General features: G+C 70.0%; 22 protein-coding genes. 6 read left to right on the forward strand and 16 right to left on the reverse strand.

The features are described 5' to 3' along the window. Positions 1–157: 157 nt before the first annotated feature. From ACIRB7_RS10630 to ACIRB7_RS10695, 14 genes are all read right to left on the reverse strand, one after another. The gene (locus ACIRB7_RS10630) at positions 158–613 is read right to left on the reverse strand and encodes a MarR family winged helix-turn-helix transcriptional regulator (protein ID WP_403595343.1); all 456 of its coding nucleotides are present in this window, start codon (positions 611–613) and stop codon (positions 158–160) included. A gap of 35 nt (positions 614–648) precedes the next feature. Beyond that, complete coding sequence (locus ACIRB7_RS10635; protein WP_403595345.1) at positions 649–1,512, reverse strand: fumarylacetoacetate hydrolase family protein; 864 nt, start codon at positions 1,510–1,512, stop codon at positions 649–651. Positions 1,513–1,550: 38 nt separating this feature from the next. Then, a complete protein-coding gene (locus tag ACIRB7_RS10640; RefSeq protein ID WP_403595347.1) occupies positions 1,551–2,588 on the reverse strand; it encodes a cupin domain-containing protein in 1,038 nt (345 codons plus the stop codon). Between the two features lie 22 nt (positions 2,589–2,610). Further along, a complete protein-coding gene (locus ACIRB7_RS10645) occupies positions 2,611–3,825 on the reverse strand; it encodes an FAD-dependent monooxygenase (RefSeq protein WP_403595348.1) in 1,215 nt (404 codons plus the stop codon). A 154-nt stretch (positions 3,826–3,979) separates the two neighbouring features. Next, on the reverse strand, positions 3,980–4,630 hold the full coding sequence (locus tag ACIRB7_RS10650) for a CoA transferase subunit B (RefSeq protein WP_403595351.1): 651 nt from the start codon (positions 4,628–4,630) through the stop codon (positions 3,980–3,982). Further along, positions 4,630–5,385, reverse strand: coding sequence for a CoA transferase subunit A (locus tag ACIRB7_RS10655; protein ID WP_403595354.1), 756 nt, complete (start codon positions 5,383–5,385; stop codon positions 4,630–4,632). The genes ACIRB7_RS10650 and ACIRB7_RS10655 overlap by 1 nt, the downstream gene beginning before the upstream one ends. Before the next feature lie 16 nt (positions 5,386–5,401). Continuing rightward, the gene (locus ACIRB7_RS10660; protein ID WP_403595357.1) at positions 5,402–6,181 is read right to left on the reverse strand and encodes an SDR family NAD(P)-dependent oxidoreductase; all 780 of its coding nucleotides are present in this window, start codon (positions 6,179–6,181) and stop codon (positions 5,402–5,404) included. Further along, positions 6,178–6,924, reverse strand: coding sequence for an SDR family NAD(P)-dependent oxidoreductase (locus ACIRB7_RS10665; protein ID WP_403595359.1), 747 nt, complete (start codon positions 6,922–6,924; stop codon positions 6,178–6,180). Before ACIRB7_RS10665 ends, ACIRB7_RS10660 begins: the two co-directional genes overlap by 4 nt. Further along, the gene (locus tag ACIRB7_RS10670; protein WP_403595362.1) at positions 6,921–7,892 is read right to left on the reverse strand and encodes a fumarylacetoacetate hydrolase family protein; all 972 of its coding nucleotides are present in this window, start codon (positions 7,890–7,892) and stop codon (positions 6,921–6,923) included. The genes ACIRB7_RS10665 and ACIRB7_RS10670 overlap by 4 nt, the downstream gene beginning before the upstream one ends. Positions 7,893–8,070: 178 nt before the next feature. Beyond that, the gene (locus tag ACIRB7_RS10675) at positions 8,071–9,012 is read right to left on the reverse strand and encodes a VOC family protein (protein WP_403595365.1); all 942 of its coding nucleotides are present in this window, start codon (positions 9,010–9,012) and stop codon (positions 8,071–8,073) included. 11 nt (positions 9,013–9,023) lie between these two features. After that, positions 9,024–10,028: an amidohydrolase family protein gene (locus tag ACIRB7_RS10680; protein ID WP_403595367.1), complete on the reverse strand. Its 1,005-nt coding sequence runs from the start codon at positions 10,026–10,028 to the stop codon at positions 9,024–9,026. Next, positions 10,025–11,155 (reverse strand): FAD-dependent oxidoreductase, encoded by a 1,131-nt coding sequence (locus ACIRB7_RS10685; RefSeq protein ID WP_403595370.1) that lies wholly within the window; start codon positions 11,153–11,155, stop codon positions 10,025–10,027. Before ACIRB7_RS10685 ends, ACIRB7_RS10680 begins: the two co-directional genes overlap by 4 nt. A gap of 39 nt (positions 11,156–11,194) precedes the next feature. Beyond that, positions 11,195–12,151, reverse strand: coding sequence for a cyclase family protein (locus tag ACIRB7_RS10690; RefSeq protein ID WP_403595373.1), 957 nt, complete (start codon positions 12,149–12,151; stop codon positions 11,195–11,197). Then, entirely contained in the window at positions 12,148–13,143 is a 996-nt protein-coding gene (locus ACIRB7_RS10695; protein WP_403595376.1) for a fumarylacetoacetate hydrolase family protein, read from the reverse strand. Before ACIRB7_RS10695 ends, ACIRB7_RS10690 begins: the two co-directional genes overlap by 4 nt. Before the next feature lie 129 nt (positions 13,144–13,272). Between ACIRB7_RS10695 and ACIRB7_RS10700 the strand changes: the two genes are divergently transcribed. Together ACIRB7_RS10700 and ACIRB7_RS10705 are read left to right on the forward strand one after the other, a co-directional pair. Then, positions 13,273–14,187, forward strand: a complete 915-nt coding sequence (locus ACIRB7_RS10700) for a LysR family transcriptional regulator (RefSeq protein WP_403595379.1) — start codon at positions 13,273–13,275, stop codon at positions 14,185–14,187. A 219-nt stretch (positions 14,188–14,406) separates the two neighbouring features. Continuing rightward, the gene (locus tag ACIRB7_RS10705) at positions 14,407–15,630 is read left to right on the forward strand and encodes an MFS transporter (protein ID WP_403595382.1); all 1,224 of its coding nucleotides are present in this window, start codon (positions 14,407–14,409) and stop codon (positions 15,628–15,630) included. Between the two features lie 19 nt (positions 15,631–15,649). On the opposite strand, the gene ACIRB7_RS10710 is transcribed toward ACIRB7_RS10705, so the two are convergent. Both ACIRB7_RS10710 and ACIRB7_RS10715 read right to left on the reverse strand, forming a co-directional pair. After that, positions 15,650–16,201 (reverse strand): LacI family DNA-binding transcriptional regulator, encoded by a 552-nt coding sequence (locus ACIRB7_RS10710; RefSeq protein WP_403595385.1) that lies wholly within the window; start codon positions 16,199–16,201, stop codon positions 15,650–15,652. Between the two features lie 15 nt (positions 16,202–16,216). Then, entirely contained in the window at positions 16,217–17,230 is a 1,014-nt protein-coding gene (locus ACIRB7_RS10715) for a LacI family DNA-binding transcriptional regulator (protein ID WP_403595387.1), read from the reverse strand. Between the two features lie 285 nt (positions 17,231–17,515). On the opposite strand from ACIRB7_RS10715, the gene ACIRB7_RS10720 reads away from it, so the two are divergent. The 4 genes from ACIRB7_RS10720 to ACIRB7_RS10735 all read left to right on the forward strand — a co-directional run bounded on the left by ACIRB7_RS10720 (position 17,516) and on the right by ACIRB7_RS10735 (position 23,331). After that, positions 17,516–18,826 carry an ABC transporter substrate-binding protein gene (locus ACIRB7_RS10720; RefSeq protein WP_403595390.1) on the forward strand — a complete coding sequence of 437 codons (1,311 nt, stop codon included), beginning with the start codon at positions 17,516–17,518 and terminating at the stop codon, positions 18,824–18,826. 88 nt (positions 18,827–18,914) lie between these two features. Continuing rightward, the gene (locus tag ACIRB7_RS10725; RefSeq protein WP_403595392.1) at positions 18,915–19,799 is read left to right on the forward strand and encodes a carbohydrate ABC transporter permease; all 885 of its coding nucleotides are present in this window, start codon (positions 18,915–18,917) and stop codon (positions 19,797–19,799) included. Positions 19,800–19,804: 5 nt separating this feature from the next. Further along, complete coding sequence (locus ACIRB7_RS10730) at positions 19,805–20,704, forward strand: carbohydrate ABC transporter permease (protein WP_403595395.1); 900 nt, start codon at positions 19,805–19,807, stop codon at positions 20,702–20,704. A 68-nt stretch (positions 20,705–20,772) separates the two neighbouring features. Continuing rightward, positions 20,773–23,331 carry a family 78 glycoside hydrolase catalytic domain gene (locus ACIRB7_RS10735; RefSeq protein ID WP_403595397.1) on the forward strand — a complete coding sequence of 853 codons (2,559 nt, stop codon included), beginning with the start codon at positions 20,773–20,775 and terminating at the stop codon, positions 23,329–23,331. The last annotated feature ends 95 nt before the right edge of the window (positions 23,332–23,426 follow it).

Below are 23,426 nucleotides of genomic sequence, written 5' to 3' on the forward strand. Positions count from 1 at the left end.
TTGCCGTACGGACCTCGGGGCGTGGACGGTTCTGGGGCGGCGGCGGAGACAGCGTCGCAGGCCTCGGCACAGCCCCTGGCCGGCGAGGTCGATGGTGCTCCTGCCGCGGGAGCGCACCGCGGCAGGAGCACGCTCATTGGTACACCCGCATCGTGCTTCAGTCGGAGTGCGTCCTGCGAGCGCCGAGGTGCTCTCGTTCAGTGAGCCGGGTGAGAAGGCGCATCAGCTCGCCCCGTTCTTCAGTGGGAAAGACGGAGAGCAGCTCGTCGTTGATCCTCTCCGCGGAAGGCGCGAGCGCGGCCTGCAGGGCCCTGCCCTCCGCCGTCAGCGCCAGGAGGGTCCGCCGCCGGTCCTGCTCGTCCCGTGCCCGGCTCACATGGTTCCGCTCGGTCAGTCGCCGCACGATGTGGTGGGTCGTCGACCTGTCCAGCGACGTCAGCCGGGCGACCGTGCGCTGGTCGAGCCCTTCGCCGTTGCGCAAGGTGTTGAGCACGGCGAACTGCTGGGAGGTGATGGTCTCGGAGACGTACCGGCACCACAGGGCGGTGTGGACCTGCTCGGCACGCCGGATCAAGTGACCGGCGTAGCGGTTCAGGTCGAGGGCTCCGGTCATCATCGCTTCCTTGTGCCGGCAGCTGTGCGGGGGGATCAGCCGCGACGGTGACCGGGCCGGGACTCGTACGGCGTGGCCCGCGAGCCGTCCACGCCCACTTCGAGGCGGCCGATCTTCTCGATCTCGACGACGACGTGGTCGCCGTCGCTGAGCGGGCCGACACCGGCCGGCGTGCCCGTGGCGATCACGTCGCCCGGGTGCAGGGTCATCACCGAGGAGGCGTAGGCGACCAGTTCGCGCACGCCGAAGATGAGGTACTCGGTGTTGGTGCTCTGGCGGGTCTCACCGGCCACGTCGCAGCGCAGGCCGAGCCGGTCGGGGTCGGGGATCTCGTCGGCGGTGACCACCCACGGGCCGATGGGGGTGAACGTGTCGAACGACTTGCGCGTCGAACGGTCCTCCCCGGAGCGGACGGTGATGTCCAGCAGGCAGGTGTAGCCGAAGACGTGGTCCAGGGCGTCGTCGGCGCTGACGTGTGATGCGGTCCGGCCGATGACGACGGCCAGCTCGCCTTCCTGGTCGGTGCGCACGTCGGAGTAGGGCAGGACGATGTCCTGGCCCGGGCCGATCACCGACGAGTTGGCCTTCAGGAAGACCCCGAGGTCCGCGATGGAGGTGGGGTAGTCCATCTCGGCCTTGTGGTCGAGGTAGTTGACGGGTGCTCCGATGATCTTGCCGGGGCGGGGCAGCGGAGCCTCCAGCGTCACCTCCGCCAGCGGCACCCGGCGCCCGCCTGCCAGGTTGAGCGTCGGCCCGGAGCCGTCGGACACCGTCTCGATGTACTGCTGGAGCGCGCCGGCCGGACCGGCGGAAAAGGGGGTGAGCTGGTCGGTCACGTCGGTGATCGTGTCGCCGTGGACGACGCCGAGTCGTCCCTTGTCGAACAGGGCCAGACGCATCGTGGCCTCCTTGGGGGTGTCGGAGAGGGGTGGGGTGATCAGGCGCCGGGGTCGGCGTTCTCGGTGCGGTACAGGCCCAGGGAGCGCATGACGGGCTCGTCGCTGTAGGAGAAGAGGACCGCGTCGGCGGACTTCGAGGTGTTCAGGTGCCGGTAGGAGGCCCAGCCCGGTATGGCGAAGGTGTCGTTCTCGGCCCAGTCGAGACGCTTGCCGTCGACGATGGTGGTTCCTTCGCCGCGGACGACGGTGAAGACCGTCGATGCGGTGTGGCGGCGGCCCGCTCCCTGGAAACCGGGGCGCAGTCGCTGGACGCGGCAGCCGATGGTGGGCATGACGGGGCCGCCGGTCCAGGGGTTGGTGTACTCCAGGACGATGCCGTCGACGTCGCTGCCGTCGGCGGTGTCGGCGATGGCCTCCAGGGCCCGGCTGGTTTCCTGCCAGGTGTAGCGGGTGACGGGCGAGTTCGGTCCGTCTTGCGTGATCCAGGCGGGGGTCAGGCGGCCGTGGAGGAACTGGCGGCTGCCGGCGTCGTCGGGGCGGGTGACGGGCTGGAGCCGCTGGGGGTACTTCTCGTAGAAGCCCGCTTCCAGGGCGTTGACGAGGGGGTAGTCCAGGGCGTCGAGCCAGATCATCGGCGCGTCGCCCTCGTGGGTGTGGTCGTGCCAGTGCCAGCCGGGGGTGAGCAGGAGGTCGCCGGGGGCCATGAAGACGCGCTCACCGTTGACGGTGGTCCAGGCGCCGTCGCCCTCCAGGATGAACCGGAAGGCGTTGGACGTGTGCCGGTGGGCCTGGGCGGTTTCCCCGGGCAGGATGATCTGCAGCCCGGCGTACAGGGTGTTGACCGTGGCGGGCGGATCGGTGAGCCCGGGGTTGACGAGCATCAGGACCCGTCGTTCGGCCTCGTCCAGGGACAGGGTCTGGGAGAAGTGCAGCAGATGGGGCCGCAGCTCCTTCCAGCTCCACCGGTAGGGGACGGCCCGGCTGCGGGGCTCGGCCGGGAACAGGTTGCCGTAGAAGCGCCAGAGCGGAGCGGCGCCGAGTTCGTCGAGGGCCTTGTAGGCGGGGTCGTCGGTCATGGTGTCTCCTCGCGGTGGTTGCTCACGGGGTGATCGAGGGCTGGAGGTCGCCGGCGGGGGTCCACACCCAGGCGACGTCGTCGAAGTCCTCGGGGGTGCGGTCGGACAGCAGCTGGTTGCGCAGGAAGGCCCCCATGCCGTCCATGTGGCAGATCTCGCCGAACCGTCGCGCGTTCGTCTGGATCGATGCGGCCCGCTCGGTCCGCAGGGCGGCGTAGGACGCGAACGCGTCCTCCGGGCGGCCGTGATCGCGCAGAGCGTGGCCGAGGGCCACGGCGTCCTCCAGCGCCTGGCAGGCGCCCTGGGCCAGGTACTGGAGCATGGGGTGGGCGGCGTCGCCCAGGAGCATGATGCGGCCGTGGACCCAGTCGGTGATGGGAAGCCGGTCGAACAGCGGCCAGCGCCGGTCGCGCGCGATGAGCGGTAGCGCGTCGCGCACGGTGTCGCAGGCGCCGGCGAACCGTTCCTCCAGTTCGGCCTCGGTGCCCCAGTCGTCGGAGTCGGGGGTGTAGTGGTCGCTCTCGAAGACGGCGACCTGGTTGTAGAGCTCGCCGCGCCGCACGGGGTACTGCACGAGGTGCATGCGGGGCCCGGCCCAGACGATGACCGACTCCGTCGTGGCGTGCTGCGCCATCGAGCCCGTCATGCTGCTGACGGGCAGGGCGCCGCGATACGCGACGTACTTCGAGCAGACGGGGGCGCCGTCGTTCACGAGGATCTGCCGCAGCCGGGAGTGCAGGCCGTCGGCGGCCACCACCGCGTCCGCCGTGAGCCGGTCGGGCGTTTCGGCGAAGTGCAGGCGCACCTCGGCCGGTGTCTGTACCGCGTCGGTGACGGTGCGTCCGGTGTGCAGGTCGATCGACGGGTGGTCCTGGCAGGCGGCCAGCAGCGCTCCGTGGAGGTCGGTGCGGTGGGTGACGAGGTAGGGGTGCTTGAAGCGGCTGCGGTAGGCGTCGCTGCGCAGGTCGAGCGCGGTGAGCTGCTTGCCGGTGAGCGCGTCCATCATGACGAGCTGGGGTGGGGCGACGGCGGAGCGCCGGACGGCGTCGAGGACGTCGAGTTCCTCCAGCGCCAGGGAGGCGTTCGGGGCCAGCTGCAGGCCGGCTCCGATCTCGCCGAACTGGGCGGCGCGCTCCACCACGGTCACGCGGTGGCCTGAGCGGGCGGCCGCGAGGGCGGCGGCCAGGCCGCCGATGCCGCCGCCGACGACGGCGATGTGCAGGGGCGAGGTCGTCACGGGTAGGTGCCTCCTTGAGGGACGGGGTCGATCCGCCTCCCGCCGCGGTGGATCTTCTGCGTCGGGATCGTTGGTGTACGGACCATCGGGGCAGGAGCGGGGACGGCTCCCGATGCGGGTCCGTGTGCGTGGACCCGCGGGGGCGGGATGGCTGTCAGCAGGCGGCGGTGGCGCTGTCGACGGTCACGGGTGCGCCCGTGCGGGCGCGGATGTCCTCGACGGTGACGCCGGGTGCGGTCTCCACCAGGGCCAGACCGTGACCGGTGACGTCGAGGACACCGAGGTCGGTGATGATCCGGTCGACGCAGGCTCGGCCGGTGAGTGGCAGGGTGCAGTCCGCGACGATCTTCGGTGTGCCGTCCTTGGCGGTGTGCTCCATCAGGATGATGACCCTGCGCGCGCCGTGGACGAGGTCCATGGCGCCGCCCATGCCTTTGACCATCTTTCCGGGGATCATCCAGTTGGCGAGGTCCCCGGCCGAGGAGACCTGCATGGCGCCGAGGACGGCGGTGTCGACGTGGCCGCCGCGGATCATCCCGAACGACAGGGCGGAGTCGAAGAACGAGGCCCCGGGCAGGACGGTGACGGTCTCCTTGCCGGCGTTGATCAGGTCGGGGTCGACCTCGTCCTCGCCGGGGTACGGGCCGGTGCCGAGGATGCCGTTCTCGGAGTGAAGCACCACGTGTACGTCGGAGGGGACATACGCGGGGATCAGAGTCGGCAGGCCGATGCCGAGGTTCACGTACGAGCCGTCGGTCAGCTCGGTGGCGGCCCGCGCGGCCATCTGGTTGCGGTTCCAGGCCATCAGGCGCGCACCGTCCTCTTCTCGATCTGCTTGTCGGCCGCCTGGGCAGGCGTGAGGGCCACGACGCGCTGGACGAAGACGCCCGGCAGGTGCACCTGGCCCGGATCGAGGTCTCCCGGTTCGACGAGCTCCTCGACCTCGGCAATCGTGATCCGACCGGCCATGGCGGCCAGGGGGTTGAAGTTGGCGGAGGCACGGCGGAAGACGAGGTTGCCGTGCCGGTCGCCGCGCCAGGCCCGTACGAGGGCGAAGTCGGTGGTGATGCCGTGCTCCAGGACGTGCGGCCGGCCGTCGTAGTCGCGGGTCTCCTTGGCGGGGGAGGGGACGGCGACGGTGCCGTCGGCGGCGTAGCGCCAGGGCAGACCGCCGTCGGCGACCTGGGTGCCCACGCCGGCCGGGGTGTAGAAGGCGGGGATGCCGCAGCCACCGGCCCGGAGTCGTTCCGCGAGGGTGCCCTGCGGGACGAGCTCGACCTCCAGCTCTCCGCTCAGGTACTGGCGGGCGAACTCCTTGTTCTCTCCGACGTAGGAGCCGGTGACCCGGCAGATGCGTCCGGCCGAGAGCAGGATTCCGAGGCCCCGGTCGTCGATGCCGCAGTTGTTGGAGACGACCTTGAGGCCGGTGGCGCCCTGGGCGTGCAGGGCACGGATCAGGGTCTCGGGGATGCCGCTGAGTCCGAAGCCGCCGACGGCGAGCGATGCGCCGTCGGGGATGTCGGCGACGGCATCCGCGGATTCACGGATGACCTTGTCCACGGTTCCGGGTGTCCTTTCAGGTGAGGGGGCCCGGCAGCACGACGGACCAGCCGCCGTCGACGACGAGATGGGCGCCGGATACGTAGGAGGCGTCCTCGGAGGCGAGGAAGACCGCCGCCTTGGCGACGTCCTGGGGCGTGCCGAGACGTCCGAGGGGGACGTGCTGGGCTGTGTCGCGCATGGGGTGGCTGTCGGCGAGGAGGTTGCCGCGTGATCCTTCGGTGTCGATCAGTCCCGGGCTGACGCAGTTGGCGCGGACGCCGTGCGCGGCGCCCTCGGCGGCGAGTTGGCGGGTCAGGGCGATCACTCCGCCCTTCGCGGCGGAATGCGCCGTGCGGTGGTTGGTCAGGGAGCCGCTGATCCCGGCTGTCGAGCCGATGGTGACGATGCAGCCGCGGCTGCGTGTCAGGTGCGGCCACGCGGCACGGGCGGTGAGCCACACCGAGTCCAGCTCGGAGCGCACAGGGGACGCGTAGTCGTCATAGGACTGTTCGAAGAGGGGGTCGAACCGCACCGAGCCGGCGTTGGTGAGGACGATGTCGACGCCGCCGAACGCCTCGGCCGCTTCCCCCACCCACGCTTCGACGGATTCGGGGCGGGTGACGTCCAAGGGGCCCGCCGTGAGAGCCGTGCCGCCTTCCCGGCCGATCTCCCGCTGCGTCTCCAAGGCTTCGTCATGCAGGAGGTCGCCGCCGATGACCAGGGCGCCTTCGGCCGCGAACCGGAGCGCCGCGGCCTTCCCCAGCCCGCGGGCCGTGCCCGAGATCAGGGCGACCTTCCCTTCCAGCCGTCTCATCGCGCGGCCCCGTCGAGCAGCGCGTCGGAGACGGACTTCACCCCGCCGTGCGAGGTGAGGCCACCGTCGACGGGGATCTCCGCTCCGGTGATGAACGACGACTCGTCGGAGAGCAGGAACACCACCAGCGGCGTGACCTCGTCGACGGTGCCCACTCGGCCCAGCGGCGTCTCGCGGATGTTCGTCTCCCGGAAGGCGGGCGCGGCCGAGGCCGTCATCTCCGTCTCGATGAAACCGGGGTGGATGGTGTTCACCCGGATCCCCTGGGGACCGAGTTCCATTGCGGCGGTCTTTGACAAGCCGCGCAGCGCCCACTTGCTCGTCGTATAGGCCACCGGGTAGTGGGCGGTCAGCGCGGCGGAGGAGCCGACGTTCACCACCGACGAGCCCGGCGGCATCAGCGGGGCCAGGTGCTGGATGCCGAGGAGCGGACCGTTCACGTTGACGGCGTGGACGCAGCTCATGTCCTGGGCGGTGACCTCACCGATCCGGGCCCGCCAGGTGATGCCGGCGTTGTTGACCAGGCCGTGCACCGCCCCGTACGTCTCGCGCAGGTGACCGGCCAGGTCGGCCCAGTCGTCGGCCAGGGTGACGTCGAGCCGGCGGACGCCTTCCCTGCCGTTCACGTCTGTGGCGACGACCGTGGCGCCCTCCCGCTCCAGTGCCGCCACCTCGGCGGCGCCCTGGCCCCGGGCCGCACCTGTGACGACCACAACCTTTCCCGCGAGGCGCCCGCCGCTCACGGCCGCTCCCGGTCGCGGCGCCGCCCCTTGGGCAGGGCGACCGGCTCGGTGCCAGGGACCACCCGGGTGGTGAGGGACCCGATCGCCTCCACGCTGAGGGTGACGGTGTCGCCGGGCCTGAGCGGCGGCGGGACCTGCTCGCCGGAGCGGCCCCACAGTTCGGCGAGGCAGCCGCCGTTGCCGCAGGTGCCGGAGCCCAGGACGTCGCCGGCGACGATCCGGGTGCCGCGCGAGGCGTAGGCGGCCATCTCTTCGAAGGTCCAGCTCATGTTGGACAGCAGGTCGGAGCCGACCTGCTCGCCGTTGACTTCGGCCGCCAGTGCCAGTCGCAGGAACCCGTCGGCGTCGCGGTAGGGCTCCAGCTCGTCGGCGGTGACCAGGTAGGGGCCGAGGCTGGTGGCGGTGTCCTTGCCCTTGCACGGGCCAAGACCGACCTTCATCTCGGCGGACTGGAGGTCCCGGGCGGACCAGTCGTTGAAGACCGTGTACCCGACGATGTGGTCCCGTGCCCGCTCGGGGGTGAGGTCGCGGCCGTCCCGGCCGATGACTGCCGCCACCTCCAGCTCGAAGTCGAGCACGGACGAGCCGGGCGGCATCGGCACGTCGTCGTGGGGGCCGTAGACGGCGTGGGGGTTGGTGAAGTAGTAGGTGGGCGCCTCGTACCACTGCTCGGGTACTCCTGATGCACCGCTCACCGACCGGCGCACGCCTTCGACGTGCTCCTCGAAGGTGACGAAGTCCCTGATGGAGGAGGGCTGGAGGGGGGAGAGCAGCCGGACCTCGGAGACGTGGGGCCCGGGCGGGACGTCCAGGGCCGCCGCGCCGGCGGCGAGCAGGCCGGGGAGGCCGTCGGTGTCGCGGATCAGATCGGTGAGCGAGGTGACGCCCGGCAGGGGGAAGAGCGTGCCGTCGTCCTCGACGACGGCGACGCGGGTCCGGTGCCGGTATTCGAAAGCGGCGAAGCGCATGATGCGGCTCCCAGGTGGAGAAACGGGGGACACGGGACCGGGCCTTCCGGGACGGAGAGAAGGCCCGTTGCCGGCCTTCTTCGGACGGCTCCGGTCCCGTGGACCGGGCCGGGAACGCGGCGGCGGCAGTCAGGGCGGACATGGTCCGCCGCGTTCCCGGGGTTCGTGGTGGCCGGTCTTAGACCGGCGGGGCGACGAAGCAGCCGCGGTCGGGGTCGTTGAAGGACTCCTTGGCGATCAGCTCGTTCATCGGGTTCGCCGTACCCCATTGGTCGGTGACCTCGGGCTGGGAGAAGTCGTAGACGTGGGGGTGCCAGGTGTCCTCGTCGAGGTTCTCCAGCTCGGTGGTGTACTCGACGGTGTTGCCGTGGGGGTCGAGGAAGTAGGTGAAGGTGTTGTCGCCCGCCATGTGCCGGCCGGGACCCCAGATCTTCCGGTGGCCGGCCCGCAGGACCCGGCCGGAGCCGCGCATGTACTCGTCGATGCCGCGCATCTCGAAGGAGACGTGGTGCAGGGAGGTGTGCGGTCCCTTGGCGAGGGCCATGGAGTGGTGCTGGTTGCTGATCCGCATGAAGTGCATGACGTCGCCCATGTGGGGGGAGCTGAGCGAGTCGGACAGCCGGAAGCCGAGGTGCCGCTCGTACCAGTCGCGGGTGCGGTCGAGGTCGGGCGAGTTGAGCACGACGTGCGAGAGCTTGACCGGGATGGCCTCCTTCTCCTCGATCTTGCGGTGCCGGCGGGCCTGGACGTCGGCGGAGACTTCGATGGTGCGGCCGTCGACGTCGAAGAAGCGGAAGCCGTAGCCGCCGCCGGGGGTGTCGACGGCGCCGGGCTGTGAGACCAACTGCACGCCGCCGGCGAGGAGCTGCTCGGCGAGGGCGTCCACGTCGGCCGGGGTCGCCGCGCCGTAGGAGACGAGGTCGAGGCGCTTCTCGTCTGCCTTGCGCAGCCGGACGACGTACTGCTCGGGACTGCCCTCGGCGGCGAGGAAGGAGATGCCGGAGTCCTCGGCGACCTTGGTCAGGCCCCAGACGCCGGCGTAGAAGTCGAGCTGCTTCTCGTAGTCCGGAACGGCGAGGTCGACGTGCCGCAGGTGGGTGAGCAGGCGGCTATTTGTCATGGGATGCCTCCTCAGGCGGGGGAGAGGTTGAGCAGTGCGGCGGCGTTGGAGCCGCGGACGGCGTGGAAGTCGGCCTCGGTCAGGCCCGCCGCTCGCAGCGCGCCGACGGGGTCGTCGGAGCCCATGTCGAAGGGGAAGTCCGAGCCGAGCAGCACCCTGTCCGCTCCGGCCGTCTCCACCAGCGCCCGCAGTACGGCCGGGTCGTGCACGAGCGAGTCGAAGTACAGGCGCTGCAGGTAGCTGCTGGGCAGCTGGGCGCATCCTGCCGACGCGTCGGGACGGGCCCGCCAGGCGTGGTCGCTGCGCCCGATGTGGGTGGGCAGGTAACCGCCGCCGTGGGCCGCGACGATCTTCAGCCCGGGGTGCCGGTCGAGGACGCCGGAGAAGATCAGATGCGAGAGGGCGACGGCGTTCTCGGTGGGCTGCCCCACGGTGTTGGACAGGTACCACCGGTCCAGGCGCTCATCGAGCGTGCAGCCGAAGGGGTGCAGGAACACGATCGCCCCGGTCTCCTCGGCACGCGCCCACAGCGGCTCGTAGACCGGATCGGACAGCTCCCGGCCGGGGGCGTGGCTGGAGATCTCCACGCCGGTGAGCCCCTGCTCCAGCGCGTGGTCCAAGGCGGGCACGAGCTGACCGGGATGCTGCAGCGGAACCAGCCCCAGGCCCCTCAGCCGGCCGGGCGCGGCCGCACAGTGCGCGGCGGTCGCCTCGTTCGCCAGCCGGTGGACCTTCTCCGCTGTGTCCGCGTCCGCCCAGTAGTGGTAGTGCGATGGCGAAGGACTGACGAGCTGCACGTCGACGCCCTGCGCGTCCATCAGGGCGAGCCGGACAGCGGGGTCGGTCAGGGCCGGGATGCGGTCTCGGACCATGGGGCCGCTGACGGCAAGGGCGGCGGGACCGTTGCGGCGGGCGTCGATTGCCCTGGCCTCGGCGTGCCCCGGCAGACCCGCGACGAGCGCCTCGATCTCCGGCAGCAGAACGTGGGCGTGCACGTCCACGGTGGGCGCGGTCACGGGAGCTCCCTGAGCATGGTCATGGTGCGGGCCATGAGCCCGGGCACGTCGGCGTCGCGGACGCCGTCGAGTTGCCACTGGCCGATCTGGACGGACGCCTCGACGACGGGTCGGACCCGTGCGATCCGGCGCTCGTAGTAGGCCTGGAACAGGGCCTCTTCCCACTCGCCGACCTCGGTGAGCATCTGGGCGAGGACCCAGGCGTCCTCCAGGGACAGTGCCGCGCCCTGGGCCAGGGTGGGCGGGCAGCAGTGCGCGGCGTCGCCGACGAGGACGACCCGGCCGCGGTGCCAGGAGCCCTCCACCAACAACCGGTCGAACCAGGTGTAGTTGACCTTCGAGGGGTCGGTGATGGTGGCGGTGATGGCCGGCCAGGCACCGCCGTAGGCGGCGGCGATCCGGTGCATCTCCTCGGCGTACGACTCCGTGGGTATGGAGGCGCGGTCGCGGTTCTTCTCGACGACGTACGCGTACAGCGTGGTGTCGCTGGTGGGGCAGTAGCCGGCGATGAACGCCGGGCCGCCGTAGGCGAGATCGGTACGTTCGACGCCGACGGGCCGTGGGGCGGCGACGCGCCAGATCGCCATGCCGGTCGGCTCGGGCTTGTCGGTGATGCCGATCTGGGCACGGGTGGCCGAGCCCAGTCCGTCGGCGGCGACGACCAGGTCGTAGCGGTGCTCGCTGCCGTCGCTCAGCCGGACGGAGACGCCGTCGGCGTCCTGGTCCAGGATGGTCGCGGTGGTGCCCAGGCGGACGGTCGCGCCGCTCGCGCGGACGGCGTCAATCAGGATCCGCTGCAGCCGCGGGCGCTGCATGCCGACGGTGGCCGGCAGGTCGTCGCCGCCGGTGCGCAGGTCGCGCTGGACGTGCAGGACGGTGCCGTCGGGGGCGGTGATGCCGACGGACCCGAAGGGGAATCCGGAGGCCTTGACCTGCTCCCAGACGCCGAGTTCGCGCAGGACGCGCAGGGCGTTGCCCTGGAGGGTGATGCCGGAGCCGGCGGTGGCGTTCCAGTCGTCCTTCGCCTCGACGAGGTCGACGTCGATCCCGGCGCGGCGCAGCAGGATCGTGGTGGTGTTGCCGGCCGCTCCGCCGCCGATGACCAGGACTCTGCGGGGTGTGCTCATGAGGGAACTCCCTTGTTCCTCGGGCTGATCGGTCCCGGGCTACTTGACGGCGACGGGGTTGACGGGGGATCCGACGGCGCCGGTGATGGGCAGGGGGGCGGCGGTGAGCCAGAACTCGTACACGCCGTCGGCGGCACAGTCCTCCGCGAGGGCCTCGAAGTCCCACATCTCACCGATCAGCAGGCCGATGTGCGGGATGACGACCTGGTGGAGCGGCTGGAAGGCGTGGTCGAACTCGTTGGGCCGTACCTCGAAGCCCCAGGTGTCGGTCGCGATGCCGACGATCTCGCTGCTGTGCAGCCAGGACGCGGTCGTGAAGGACAGGCCGGGGGCGGCGCCGCCGGCGTAGTCGCCCCATCCGTCGCGGCGTACCCGGGCGAGCTGTCCGGTCCGTACGAGGACGATGTCACCGCGGCCGACCGTGACCCCGCGGGTCTCGGCGGCGGCTGCCAGGTGCTCCTCGGTGATGGCGAAGCCGTCCGGCAGTTCACCGTCCTGGCCGGCCGTGCGGCCGATGTCGAGGAGGACGGCGCGCCCGGCGATGTGCGGCGCCATGTGCTCGATGCCGGTGATCTGGTCGCCGTCGGAGGTGACGACCTGCTCGGCCGGGCGTCCGTTCCACGCCACGCCGTGATCGAAGATGTGGCCCAGACCGTCCCACTGGGTGGAGCACTGCAGCGGCATCGCGATCACGTCGTCGGCGCCGCCGATGCCGTGGGGGAGCCCCTGGTTGCCGAGGGCGGCGTCCGTGCCGGTGTCGAGCATGGTGTGCACCGGGTTGGTCCGGCGCCGCCAGCCCTTCTGCGGTCCGTCGATGTCGAAGCGCTGGGAGAGCGAGAAGCTGACTCCGCGCCGGACGAGTGCGGCGCCTTCCCGGCGCTTTGCCTCGTCGAGGAAGTTCACGGTGCCCAGGCGGTCGTCCTCGCCCCAGCGGCCCCAGTTGGAGCAGGCTTTCGCGGCCTGGGCGATGGCGCCCTCGGGGTCGGTGCGGTTCACGCTTCCTCCGCGAGACAGCGGGTGCGCTGGGTACCGAGGCCGGTGATCGAGGCGTCCATGACGTCGCCGTCGCGCAGCAGTCGACCCCAGTGCATGCCGTTGCCCGCGGGCGAGCCGGTGAGCACGAGGTCGCCCGGCAGCAGCCGCGCGCTCTGGGAGGCGTACGACACCATGCGCGCCACGTCGAAGATCATGTCCTTGGTGGACTCGTCCTGCATGACCTCGCCGTTCAGGCGCAGGGTCAGCTGGAGGTCACTCGTGTCGCCGACGGAGTCGGCCGGCACGATCCACGGCCCGAGGGGCGTGAACCCGGGGGCGTTCTTGCTGCGCAGCCAGTCCGTCCCGATCTGCGGCATGTCCCTGCGGAACACGGTCGCCCGGTCGGTCAGGTCGTTGGCGATCGTGTAGCCCGCGACGTACTCCCCCGCCTCTTCGGGAGACACCTGATACGCGGGCCGGCCGATCACCGCAGCCAGCTCCAGCTCCCAGTCCGGCTTCTGAGCCCAGGCGGGAAGCATCACGTCGTCGTACGGGCCGGTGACGGAGGTGGGCAGGCCGATGAACATATACGGGAGGTCCTCGGCGGCCCGCCGATCCATGACCTCCGCCGCCTCGGCCCGTCGCTCCTCCTCGGAGCGCTCGTCGCCCGGCGCCCGGTGCGCGACGTGTAGGTCGATGACGTGCTGGCGGTAGTTGGCGCCCGACTGGAAGACCTGCCGCGGTTCGACCGGGGCGAGGACACGGAAGTCCGCCAGCGGGCGGGAGAGCCCTTCGGAGGATGCGAGCTCCCGCAGTCGCGGGAGAACGGTCGGCCACCGCTCCAGCAGGCCCCGCATGGTCAGGGCTGGGTCGGCCAGGGCCTCCCGCAGGTCCAGGACCTGCCCTTCGCGGTCGATGAGGGCGGGGAAGGCGGGGCCGTCGCCGGCCGAAAGGGTGCCGAGGGCGAAAGGCCCGGCGAAAAGGTCAGAAGCGGATTGAGGTTTCACCGACATGTCCTCCTGATTGCGGTGGGACTAATGTGGACCCGCATCGCGTGATCAGGGAAATAGATTCCGTGGATAACTACCATCGACTGTACAAATAGTGCTTGATTGCGCCGTTCCCAGAAGGGGCTCCGTACCGTGAACTTGGCCCGTCTCGACCTCAACCTCGTCGTCGCGCTCCGCGCCCTCCTCGAAGAACGCAACGTCACCAAGGCAGGGCAGCGCGTGGGCCTGAGCCAGCCGGCGATGAGCGCCGCGCTGGCCCGGCTGCGCCGGCACTTCGGCGACGAGCTCCTCGCCCGCGAGGGGAGCCAGTACGAGCTCACCGCGCTCGGCCAGGTCCTGCTGGACCGCACCGCCACCGCCTACGACGTCCTCGAACGCCTCTTCACCAGTCAGGCCACCTTCGACCCGGCCACCGAGACCCGCGAGTTCCGCATCATCGCCTCCGACTACGCCGTCGACGTCTTCGGCGTCGAGCTCGCCCGCGTCCTCCACGAAGAGGCCCCCGGCATCCGCCTAAGGTTCACCCGCACCCCCATCACCGTCATCGACGACACCGCGAGCCTTCTCAGTGCCACCGACGGCCTCCTGATGCCCCACGGCGTCATCAGCGACTTCCCCGCCACCGACCTCTACGACGACCGCTGGGTCTTCGTCGTCGCCGACGACCACCCCAGCGTCGAGGACCGCCTCACCCGCCAGGACCTCGCCCGGTTGCCATGGGTCACCTACCAGCGCACCTACGACGCCCCCGCCGTTCGCCAGCTCGGTATGCTCGGCATCGATCCGCGCGTCGAGGTCTCCGTCGACAGCTTCCACGCTCTACCCGCCCTCGTCGCGGGCACCCGCCGCATCGCCCTCGTCCAGGCCCGCCTCGCACACCGGCTCGCCCCCCTCGGAGGCGTGCGCGTGCTCGAGCCGCCCTACGAAGCCGTTCCCCTGCGCGAGGCCTTGTGGTGGCACCCGGTCCACACCCACGACGCGGCGCACATCTGGCTCAGAGAAACCGCCGCCAGGGTTGGGCGGCGCGTCGCCGATGCGCAGCTCTGATGCCTTCCTGCGCCCCCTTCGCCCCGGGGCGTTGCTCGGCATTGGTAAGTATCCATCCGATGGATCGGAATCATCGTTAAACCGGATGGCACAAGGGGTGGGCACGACGCCTGCCGACACGCATAGTCGAGGGCACCTCCGCCCCGGTCTCCCCACTGTTCTGGTGCGTCATCCCGACCGGGCGCCGTCTCCGCCCCTCTCCCGCCCTGGAGTGCTGTGATGCCCGCTCCTGCCGCACCACCGCGCCACGATCACGACACGGCTCCGGCCGGGCGCCTTCCCGCCGTCGTGCTCATGGCCGGCAGTTGTCTGCCCGTCCTCGGGGCGGTGCTCCTCGCCCCCGTGCTGCCCCGCATGCAGGACCACTTCGAGGGCGTGCCGGGAAGCGCGGCGCTGGTCCCGGTCGTCCTCACCGTTCCCGCGCTCGCCCTCGCCCTGCTCGCCCCCTTCGCGGGCATGATCGTCGACCGGCTCGGCCGCAAGCGCCTGCTCGTTGTCGCCACCGTCCTCTACGCACTGTTCGGGATGGCGCCCCTCTGGCTGGACTCCCTCCACGCCATCCTGATCAGCCGCGTCCTCGTTGGGGTGACGGAAGCGGCGATCATGACCGCCTGCACCACCCTCATCGGCGACTACTACAGCGGCGAACTGCGCAACCGCTACCTCGCCCTGCAGACCATGTGCGCTTCTGCCTCGGCCACCGTCTTCTTCGTCCTCGGCGGCGCGCTCGGAGCGGCCGACTGGCGCGCCCCCTTCTGGCTGTACGCCGTGGGCCTGCTGCTCGCGCCCCTCATGGCCCGCGTCCTGCCCGTCTCCCAGCCGCCGAAGCGCGGAGACGAGACTGGGGCGCAGTCCATGCCGCGCCCGTTCCCCGTGCGCCGCATGGCGGGGATCTGTCTCCTCACCGTCTTCGGCGCCGTCGTCTTCTACACCGTCCCCGTCGAGATGGCCTACCTCCTGGACGACCTGGGCACCGACTCCACCGGAACCATCGGCGCCGTCACCGCCGTGGCCAGCGCCGCCACCGTCCTCGGCTCCGTCCTCTTCACCCGCCTCTCCCCGGACCGCCGCCACCGTCTCCCCCTCCTGCTCGCGCTCTGCGCCGCCGGCTTCCTGATGATGGGCCTCGCCGACAGTCTTCCCCTCCTGATCGCCGGAGCCGTCGTCAACTGCGTAGGGACCGGCCTGCTGCTCCCGTCGCTGGTCACGAGGGCCATGTCCCTCCTGGGGTTCGCCGACCGGGGGCGCGGCATGGGCCTGTGGACCGCGGCCTTCTTCCTCGGCGAGTTCCTCTGTCCGCTGGTGCTCCTCGCGGGCAAGGGGCCGGCGGGCAGCCTCGCCTCCGCCGTAGCCCTTCTAGGGGTGACCACCGCCGTCCTTGCCGCCGCGCTCCTCCTCACTACTCGCCGCCCCGCTCCCGCCGGCTCGCCCGAAAGCGTGTAGCAGTGATAAGGACAAACGGCTACACGGGTACGCTCAAAGTCGACCCGCGCACGACGAGTTCGGGTGCCAGCACCTCATGAACGTGTTCATGCGCCGCTTGGGCCGTGTGCTCCACCTGACCGGCGACGACGCAGGCCGTCCCACGTTCCATGCAGGCCGCCACCGCCTGCTCGGCGTCGGCGTGCAAGACGATGACGACGCCGCGTACCTGGTGGGAGGCGAGCAGTGCGACATCGTGGCGCATGCGTCCCGGCTCGTGGCCTCGACCGCACATCAGCACACCCAGGTCTGCCTCCTCGGCCGCTCGTTCCACCCCGGCGGTAAGGGCCGCATCGAGAGGGTCCGTCACGTCCACGCCGTACAGAGCCATCAGTTGCGAAGAGGCGTTGCCGCGCAGTTGTCGGGCACCGGCGAGTCTGACATACCCGAGCGATTCGATGACGGATATGACCACTGCACGGGTGGGCGGGGAGACGAGTTCAGGACGGTTGAGGACGTTGGAGACCGTGCCGATGGACACTCCTGCTGTCCGGGCGACGTCCTTGATCCCGACACGCTGCGAAGGGCGCATCCCAGTGACCCGTGGCTACCGGACGCCGGGCGCCGCGGTGCTGCGCCGGACGACCAGCCGTGGGGTCATGGTGGTCAGCATGGCGCGGTCGCGGCGGCCTTCGACGCGTTCGATCAGCATCCGCGCGGCGGTCGCGCCCATGGTGCGTCCGGCCTGGTCGACGCTGGTGAGCTGGACGGGGGCGAGGGAGGCGATCGCGGTGTTGTTGTAGCCGACGAGGGAGACGTCGCCGGGGATGGACAGTCCCAGGTCGGCGGCCGCCCGGTAGACGCCCAGGGCCGCGACGTCGGCACCGGTCAGGATTGCCGTGGGCCGGTTCCCGCCGCTCAGCAGGGTGATGCCGGCCGCGTGGCCCCCGTCGTCGGAGTAGGTGGCGTGGTGCACGTGCGCGCGGTCGGACAGGCCGTGGCGGTCCATCGCCCGGAGGTATCCGTCGGCGAGGGCGATCTCCGGGGTGCGCCGCCAGCGGCCGGCCTTGTTGCCGGCCGCCGAGACCAGGGCGATGTCCCGGTGTCCCAGCGAGACCAGGTGGTCGACCACCAGCGCCGCGCCGAAATCGTCCGCGTCGACGACGGAGTCGTGCACGTCGGAAGCGTCGTGGTGGCCGATGACCACGGTGGGGGTCTCCGCGGCCGTGGCGAGGACCTCGGAGCGCGGCGTCCCCGGAGCGATGAGGATCAGGCCGTCCATCTGACGGTCCACCATGGAGCGGATCGTCCGGGCCTGTTCCTCCGCGCCGAACCCGGCCGCGCCGATCAGCACCGTGTACTCGCTGTCGTGCAGTTCTTCGCGGATGCCGTCGAGGATGTCGGCGAAGAACGGGTTGCGGACGTTGTCGAGCAGGACGCCGATCGTGTAGGTGCGTCCTCGCATGCCGCGGGCGGCGGCGTGGGGGCGGTAGTCCAGCTCAGCCATGGCCGTTCGGACGCGCTCCTGCATGGCCGGGCTCACCCCGTAGGCGTTGCGCATGACTTTGGACACGGCGGCGGTGGACACGCCTGCATGGCGGGCGACGTCAGTGATCGTCACCCGTTTGGTGTTCCTGGGCGAGCTGTTTGCAGCCATGAGAACCCGGGTCTCCTCACTCAATGTGCAACGTTCTATGCCCAGCGTTGTGAAGAGATCAACTCATCCGACCAGGCGACCATGATGTTACGCGTCTGTGTCTTGACGGCGCCAGAGGGATGGCGTCATGGTGTTGCCAGTTCGAATGGATAACGTTCTACGTACTTCCTTCCTGTGCGGCCGGCCTTCCCGCCGCCCCGGCGCCCGCTGAGCGCCCCCTTCTTCTCTCACGATCCCTGGGAGTCTCCAGTGCCCCACCGCACGATCCGCGCCCACCGCCTGACCATCGCCTCGGCCAGCGTCCTGTCCCTGGCCGTTCTCGCCACAGCCTGCGGCGGTAGCGGCGGTGGCACCTCCGCGACGCCGAAGGACTTCTCGTACCTCAGCGTCACCGAGAACACCACCACGCGGACGGCGCTGACCACGCTCTCCAAGGGCTCCTGCAAGGCCGAGAACGACGCCCTGCCGCTGAAGGTCGAGACCGTCCCGCAGGCGCAGCTGGATCAGAAGCTCCAGCTGCTCGCCGGCCAGGACGCACTGCCCGTCCAGTTCGCCGCCGGCAACGCCCCGGCGCTGACCAAGCAGCTCGACAAGTCCGGCAAGGTCGCCGACCTCCACCTCGAACTCGAGCGCCTCGGTGTCTCCAACCAGCTCGAGCCGGCGGCCGTCTCCACGATCAAGGCCCTGTACGGCGGCAAGCTCATGGCACTGCCGTACGAGTACAACATCGAGGGAATCTTCTACAACAAGAAGATCTTCCAGGAGAACGGCATCGCCGTTCCCGGCACGTGGGACGAGCTGCTGGCTGCCGCGGACAAGCTGAACGCCAAGGGCATCCAGCCGTTCTCCGCCTCCGGCGCGCAGGGTTGGCCGCTCACCCGCCTCATCAGCGGCTACCTCTACCGCAGCCTCGGCCCCGACGCCCTCAACAAGGTCGACGGCGGCACGGCCAAGCTGACCGACCCCGCCTACGTCAAGGCCGCCGAAGAGATCGCCGCGCTCGGCAAGAAGGGCTACTTCGGCAAGGGCGTCGGCTCCATCGACTACGACACCGCGATGAACCAGTTCCTCACCGGCAAGTCCGGCATGTTCTACATGGGCAGCTGGGCGCTGGCCAACATCTCCGACCCCAAGCAGAACAAGGTCGGCGTCGAGAACGTCGGCTTCATGCCCTTCCCCGCCGTCAAGGGCGGCGCCGGCTCGATCGACCAGTACCCCTCGAACATCGGCCTGGCCGTCACCCTCGGCTCGAAGAACTTCGACAAGAAGACCGGCGCCTGGGTCAGCTGCATCGCCAAGAACTACGGCAGCACCGCCCTCAAGGACCACGGCACCATCTCCGGCTTCAAGGTCAACACCCCGGTCAAGGATGCCAACGAGATCACCAGCACCGTTCGCAAGACCATCAGTTCCTCCAAGCAGAACGTCCTGTGGTTCGAGGCGCTCTTCAGCACCAAAGCGACCACGATCAGCAACACCAACGCCCCCGGCCTCGTCAACGGCAGTGTCAGCCCCAAGCAGTTCATGGAGACCGTCCAGGCAGCGCTCCGCACCGAGTAACCCCCCGTGAGACGGGCGACCGCCGGTCCATGGCGGCCGCCCGCCACCGCCTGGCCAGCCCTTCACAGCAACGAAGTGGACACCACTCATGCACCGCGTACTCGGTGACCGCAGGGCGATCCTGATCCTGCTCGGTCCCGCACTCCTCGTCTACACACTGATCATGCTCGTTCCGATGGTGTGGTCGCTCGGGTACTCCTTCACCAAGGGCAACTCCATCGAGGGCTTCACCGGGAACGGCCTGGCCAACTTCACCCGGCTCCTCGAAGATTCGGCTGTCCACGACGCCCTGTGGTTCACCCTGAAGTACGCGGTCATCGTCACCGCCGGCCAGGTCATCGCCGGCTACCTCCTGGCCCTGCTCTACGTCTTCTTCCTCAAGAAGGCCTCCGCGCTCATCCGCACCCTGGCCTTCTTCCCGGTCATCCTGCCCACCGTCGCCGTCGGCCTGCTCTTCCAGAAACTCTTCCAGGTCGCCCCGCAGCCCGGCCCCGTCAACTCCCTGCTCAACGCCTTCGGTCTGGAGTCCGTCGACTTCTTCGGCAGCGCGGGCAGCGCCTTCTGGGTCCTGATCGTCATGGACATCTGGCGCTCCATGGGCTTCTACGCCGTGCTGCTGTTCGCCGGCCTCGTCGACATCCCCGACGAGGTCCTCGAATCGGCCCGCCTCGACGGAGCCTCCGGCCTCCGTCTCATCCGTCACATCGTCCTGCCGCTGTCCCTGCCGGTCCTGATGTCGTCCCTGATCTTCAGCATCAACGGCACCCTCAAGGTCTTCGACTCCGTCGTCGCCCTCACCAACGGCGGTCCGGGCAGCGGCACCACCCCGCTGACCCTGTACATGTTCCAGTCGTCGTTCACCTACAGCGAGTACGGCTACGGCAGCACCATCGCGCTGCTCCTGACCGTGGTCTGCCTGCTGGTGAGCCTGGCGGTCTACCGCGTCTCGCGGCGCGACAACACGGAGAGCTGAACGCCATGGCCATCGACACCGCGCCGAAGACCACCAGCACCGGCCACAAGCGGGCCAAGCAGCCCCTCCGCGTCGTTCGCAGGACCGGCGGCCGCCTATGGATCCGGCTCGCCGTCGCCGTACTCCTCGTCATTGAGATCTACCCGCTGATCTGGATGTTCCTGACCTCGCTGAAGTCCAACAGCGACTATCTGAACAACTCCACCTGGAGCCTGCCCACCACCTGGGAATGGGGCAACTACGCCGAGGCGTGGACCACCGGGAACCTCGGCCTCTACGTCAAGAACAGCCTGCTGGCCGTCGTCCCCGCCCTCGCCCTCATCCTCCTGCTGGGCACCGCGGCGGGCTTCGCCCTGCAGATCATGGTCTGGAAGGGCCGCAACCTCACCCTCCTGGTCTTCCTCGCGGGCATGATGATCCCTCCCCAGATGATCCTGTTGCCGCTGTTCACCATCTACTTCCAGACCGGCCTCTCCGGCACCCTGTGGCCGCTGATCCTCACCTACACCGGCACCGGCCTCCCGCTGACCGTCTTCATGATGGCCACCTACTACAGGACCGTTCCCCGCGAGCTCTTCGAAGCCGCCACCCTGGACGGCGCCGGCATCCTGCGCGCCTTCTGGACCATCAGTCTCCCCGTGGTCCGCAACGCGTTGCTCACCGTCGGCCTGGTGCAGTTCTTCTTCATCTGGAACGACCTGCTCATCGCCCTGACCTTCACCAACAGCCAGGACCTGCGCACCATCCAGGTCGGCCTGCTCAACTTCACCGGCGACTTCGGCGCCACCCAGTACGGCCCGCTGTTCGCGGCCATCTGCATCAACGTCTTCGGCACCCTCGTGATCTACCTCTTCCTCAACCAGAAGGTCATGAAGGGCCTCACCTCGGGAGCGGTCAAGGGCTGACCAGCCCCTGACCCGCCCTCCCGAGCACACGAAAGGCCCCTTCCTTGCAGCCCCTCCAGCCTTCTCCCGTGCGCTTCGAGCACCTCCCGGACGGCCTCGGCATCGGCACCGGCACCCCCCGACTGTCGTGGACACCCGCGGTCGAAGCAGGCGACCAGCACGCCTACGAAATCGAAGTCGAACGCCGCGGCGAGACCCACCGAACCGGCCGCGTCACCGGACCCGACCACCTCTTCGTCGCCTGGTCCGGTGAACCACTCGCCTCCCGAGAACGCGCTGTCGTCCGCGTCCGCACGTGGACGGCGGCCGACGGCGAGCCGTCCGAGTGGAGCCGCCCCAGCTGCGTCGAGGCCGGCCTTCTCGCGCCGGGGGACTGGTCCGCGGTGCCCGTCGGTGCCGGCTGGGACGAAGACCCCGCGGCGGAACGCCGTCCCGCCCGGGTGCGCAAGCACTTCAGAGCCGACGACAAGCCGATCGAGCGTGCCCGGCTCTACATCACCGCGCACGGCCTGTACGAAGTGGAGATCAACGGCACCCGCGTCGGCGATGAGACTCTCGCCCCCGGCTGGACCGTCTACCCCCACCGGCTCCGCTACCGCACCTACGACGTCACCGCCCTCCTCACGCCCGGTGCCAACACCATCGGCGCCTGGCTGGGAGACGGCTGGTACCGGGGGAAGTACGGCTTCGACGGCGGCACCCGCAACATCTACGGCACCGACCAGTCCCTCATCGCCCAGTTGGAGATCATCTACACCGACGGCACTACGACCGTCATCGCCACCGATCACACCTGGCACGCCGCCGTCGGCCCCATCCTGGCCAGCGGTCTGTACGAGGGCGAGACCTTCGACGCCCGCCTCGACGACCCCGACTGGGCCACCCCGGACGCGTCGCCGCATGGCTGGACGCCCGTACGCACCGGCATCAGAGACCCCAGGACCCTCGTCGCGCCCGAAGGCCCGCCGGTCCGCTGCACCGAGGAGATCCTGCCGGTCTCGATCACCCGCACCGCGGACGGCCGCCATCTGCTCGACTTCGGACAGAACCTCGTGGGACGCCTGCGCATCACCGCAGACGGGCCCGCTGGGACCACCGTCACTCTCCGGCACGCGGAAGTCCTCCAGGACGGAGAACTCGCCACCCGCCCCCTGCGCGAAGCGCATTCCACCGACACGCTCGTCCTGCCCGGCACCGGGCCGTACACATGGGAACCCCGCTTCACCCTGCACGGCTTCCGGTACGCGGAGATCACCGGCTGGCCCGGCGAACTCACCCGCGGGGACGTGACCGCACGCGTCCATCACACGGACATGCGCCGCACCGGCTGGTTCGAGTGCAGCGACCCGATGGTCAACCGCCTGCACGAGAACGTCCTGTGGAGCATGCGCGGCAACTTCGTCGACATACCCACGGATTGCCCCCAGCGCGACGAACGGCTCGGCTGGACCGGCGACATCCAGGTCTTCGCCCCCACCGCGAGCTTCCTCTACGACTGCGCTGGCATGCTCGACTCCTGGCTCGCCGACGTCGGACTCGAACAGCTCCCCGACGGCACCATCCCCTGGTACGTCCCCGTCATCCCCGGCGAACCGATGTGGACCCCCATCCAGCCCGGAGCCGCCTGGGGCGACGTCGCCACTCTCACCCCCTGGGTCCTCTACCAGCGCTTCGGAGACCTCGAACTCCTGCGACGTCACTACCCCATGGGCAAGGCCTGGGTCGACCTTGTCGAAAAGCTCGCCGGCCCCGACCGACTCTGGGACACCGGCTTTCAGCTCGGCGACTGGCTCGACCCTGCCGCCCCGCCGGACGACCCCGCCGCGGGCCGCACCGACCGCTACCTCGTCGCCACCTCTTACTTCGCCCACTCCGCCCGCCACCTCGCCCGCGCCGCCCGCGAATTGGGCCACGTCGGCGACGCCACCCGATACGACACGCTTGCCGACGAGATCACCACGGCCTTCCAGAGCCGCTACGTCCACGCCGACGGCCGCATGACCAGCGATAGCCCCACCGCGTACGCCCTGGCGATCGCCTTCAACCTCCTGGGCCCCGGCCGGCGTCAGGCCGCCGGCGACCGCCTCGCCGAACTCGTCGACCAGGACGACGCCCGTATCGCCACCGGCTTCGTCGGCACCCCCCTCATCTGCGACGCGCTCACCGACACCGGCCACCTCGACACCGCCTACCGCCTGCTGCTGCAGACCGACTGCCCCTCCTGGCTGTACACCGTCTCCATAGGCGCCACCACGATCTGGGAACGCTGGGACAGCCTCCGTCCCGACGGCACCCTCAATCCCGGCGGCATGACCTCGTTCAACCACTACGCCCTCGGTGCCGTCGCGGACTGGCTCCACCGAGTCGTCGGCGGCATCGAAGTCACCGCGCCCGGCGCCCGGGCCCTTGCTTTCCGGCCCCGGCCGGGGGGCGGCATCACCTGGGCCCGCACCTGCCACGAAACCCCCCACGGCACCGCCTCCCTGTTCTGGGAAACCACCGCGGACGGCATGAAGGCCGAGATCACCGTGCCGCCGAACTGCACGGGGGTCGTCGAGGTGCCCGGCCACGAGCCCAGCAGCCTCACTCCTGGCACACACACCCTTTTCTCCTCCACAGCAGCCTGAAAAGAATTTCGCGACACCAGAAGTAAAAAGTGATACCCGGCATGGCTTTCCAGCCGTGCCGGGTACGTGCACATCGAGAGAAGGTCTCTTTCATT

The organism is Streptomyces sp. NPDC093795 (assembly GCF_044764665.1).
Taxonomy (GTDB): Bacteria; Actinomycetota; Actinomycetes; order Streptomycetales; family Streptomycetaceae; genus Streptomyces.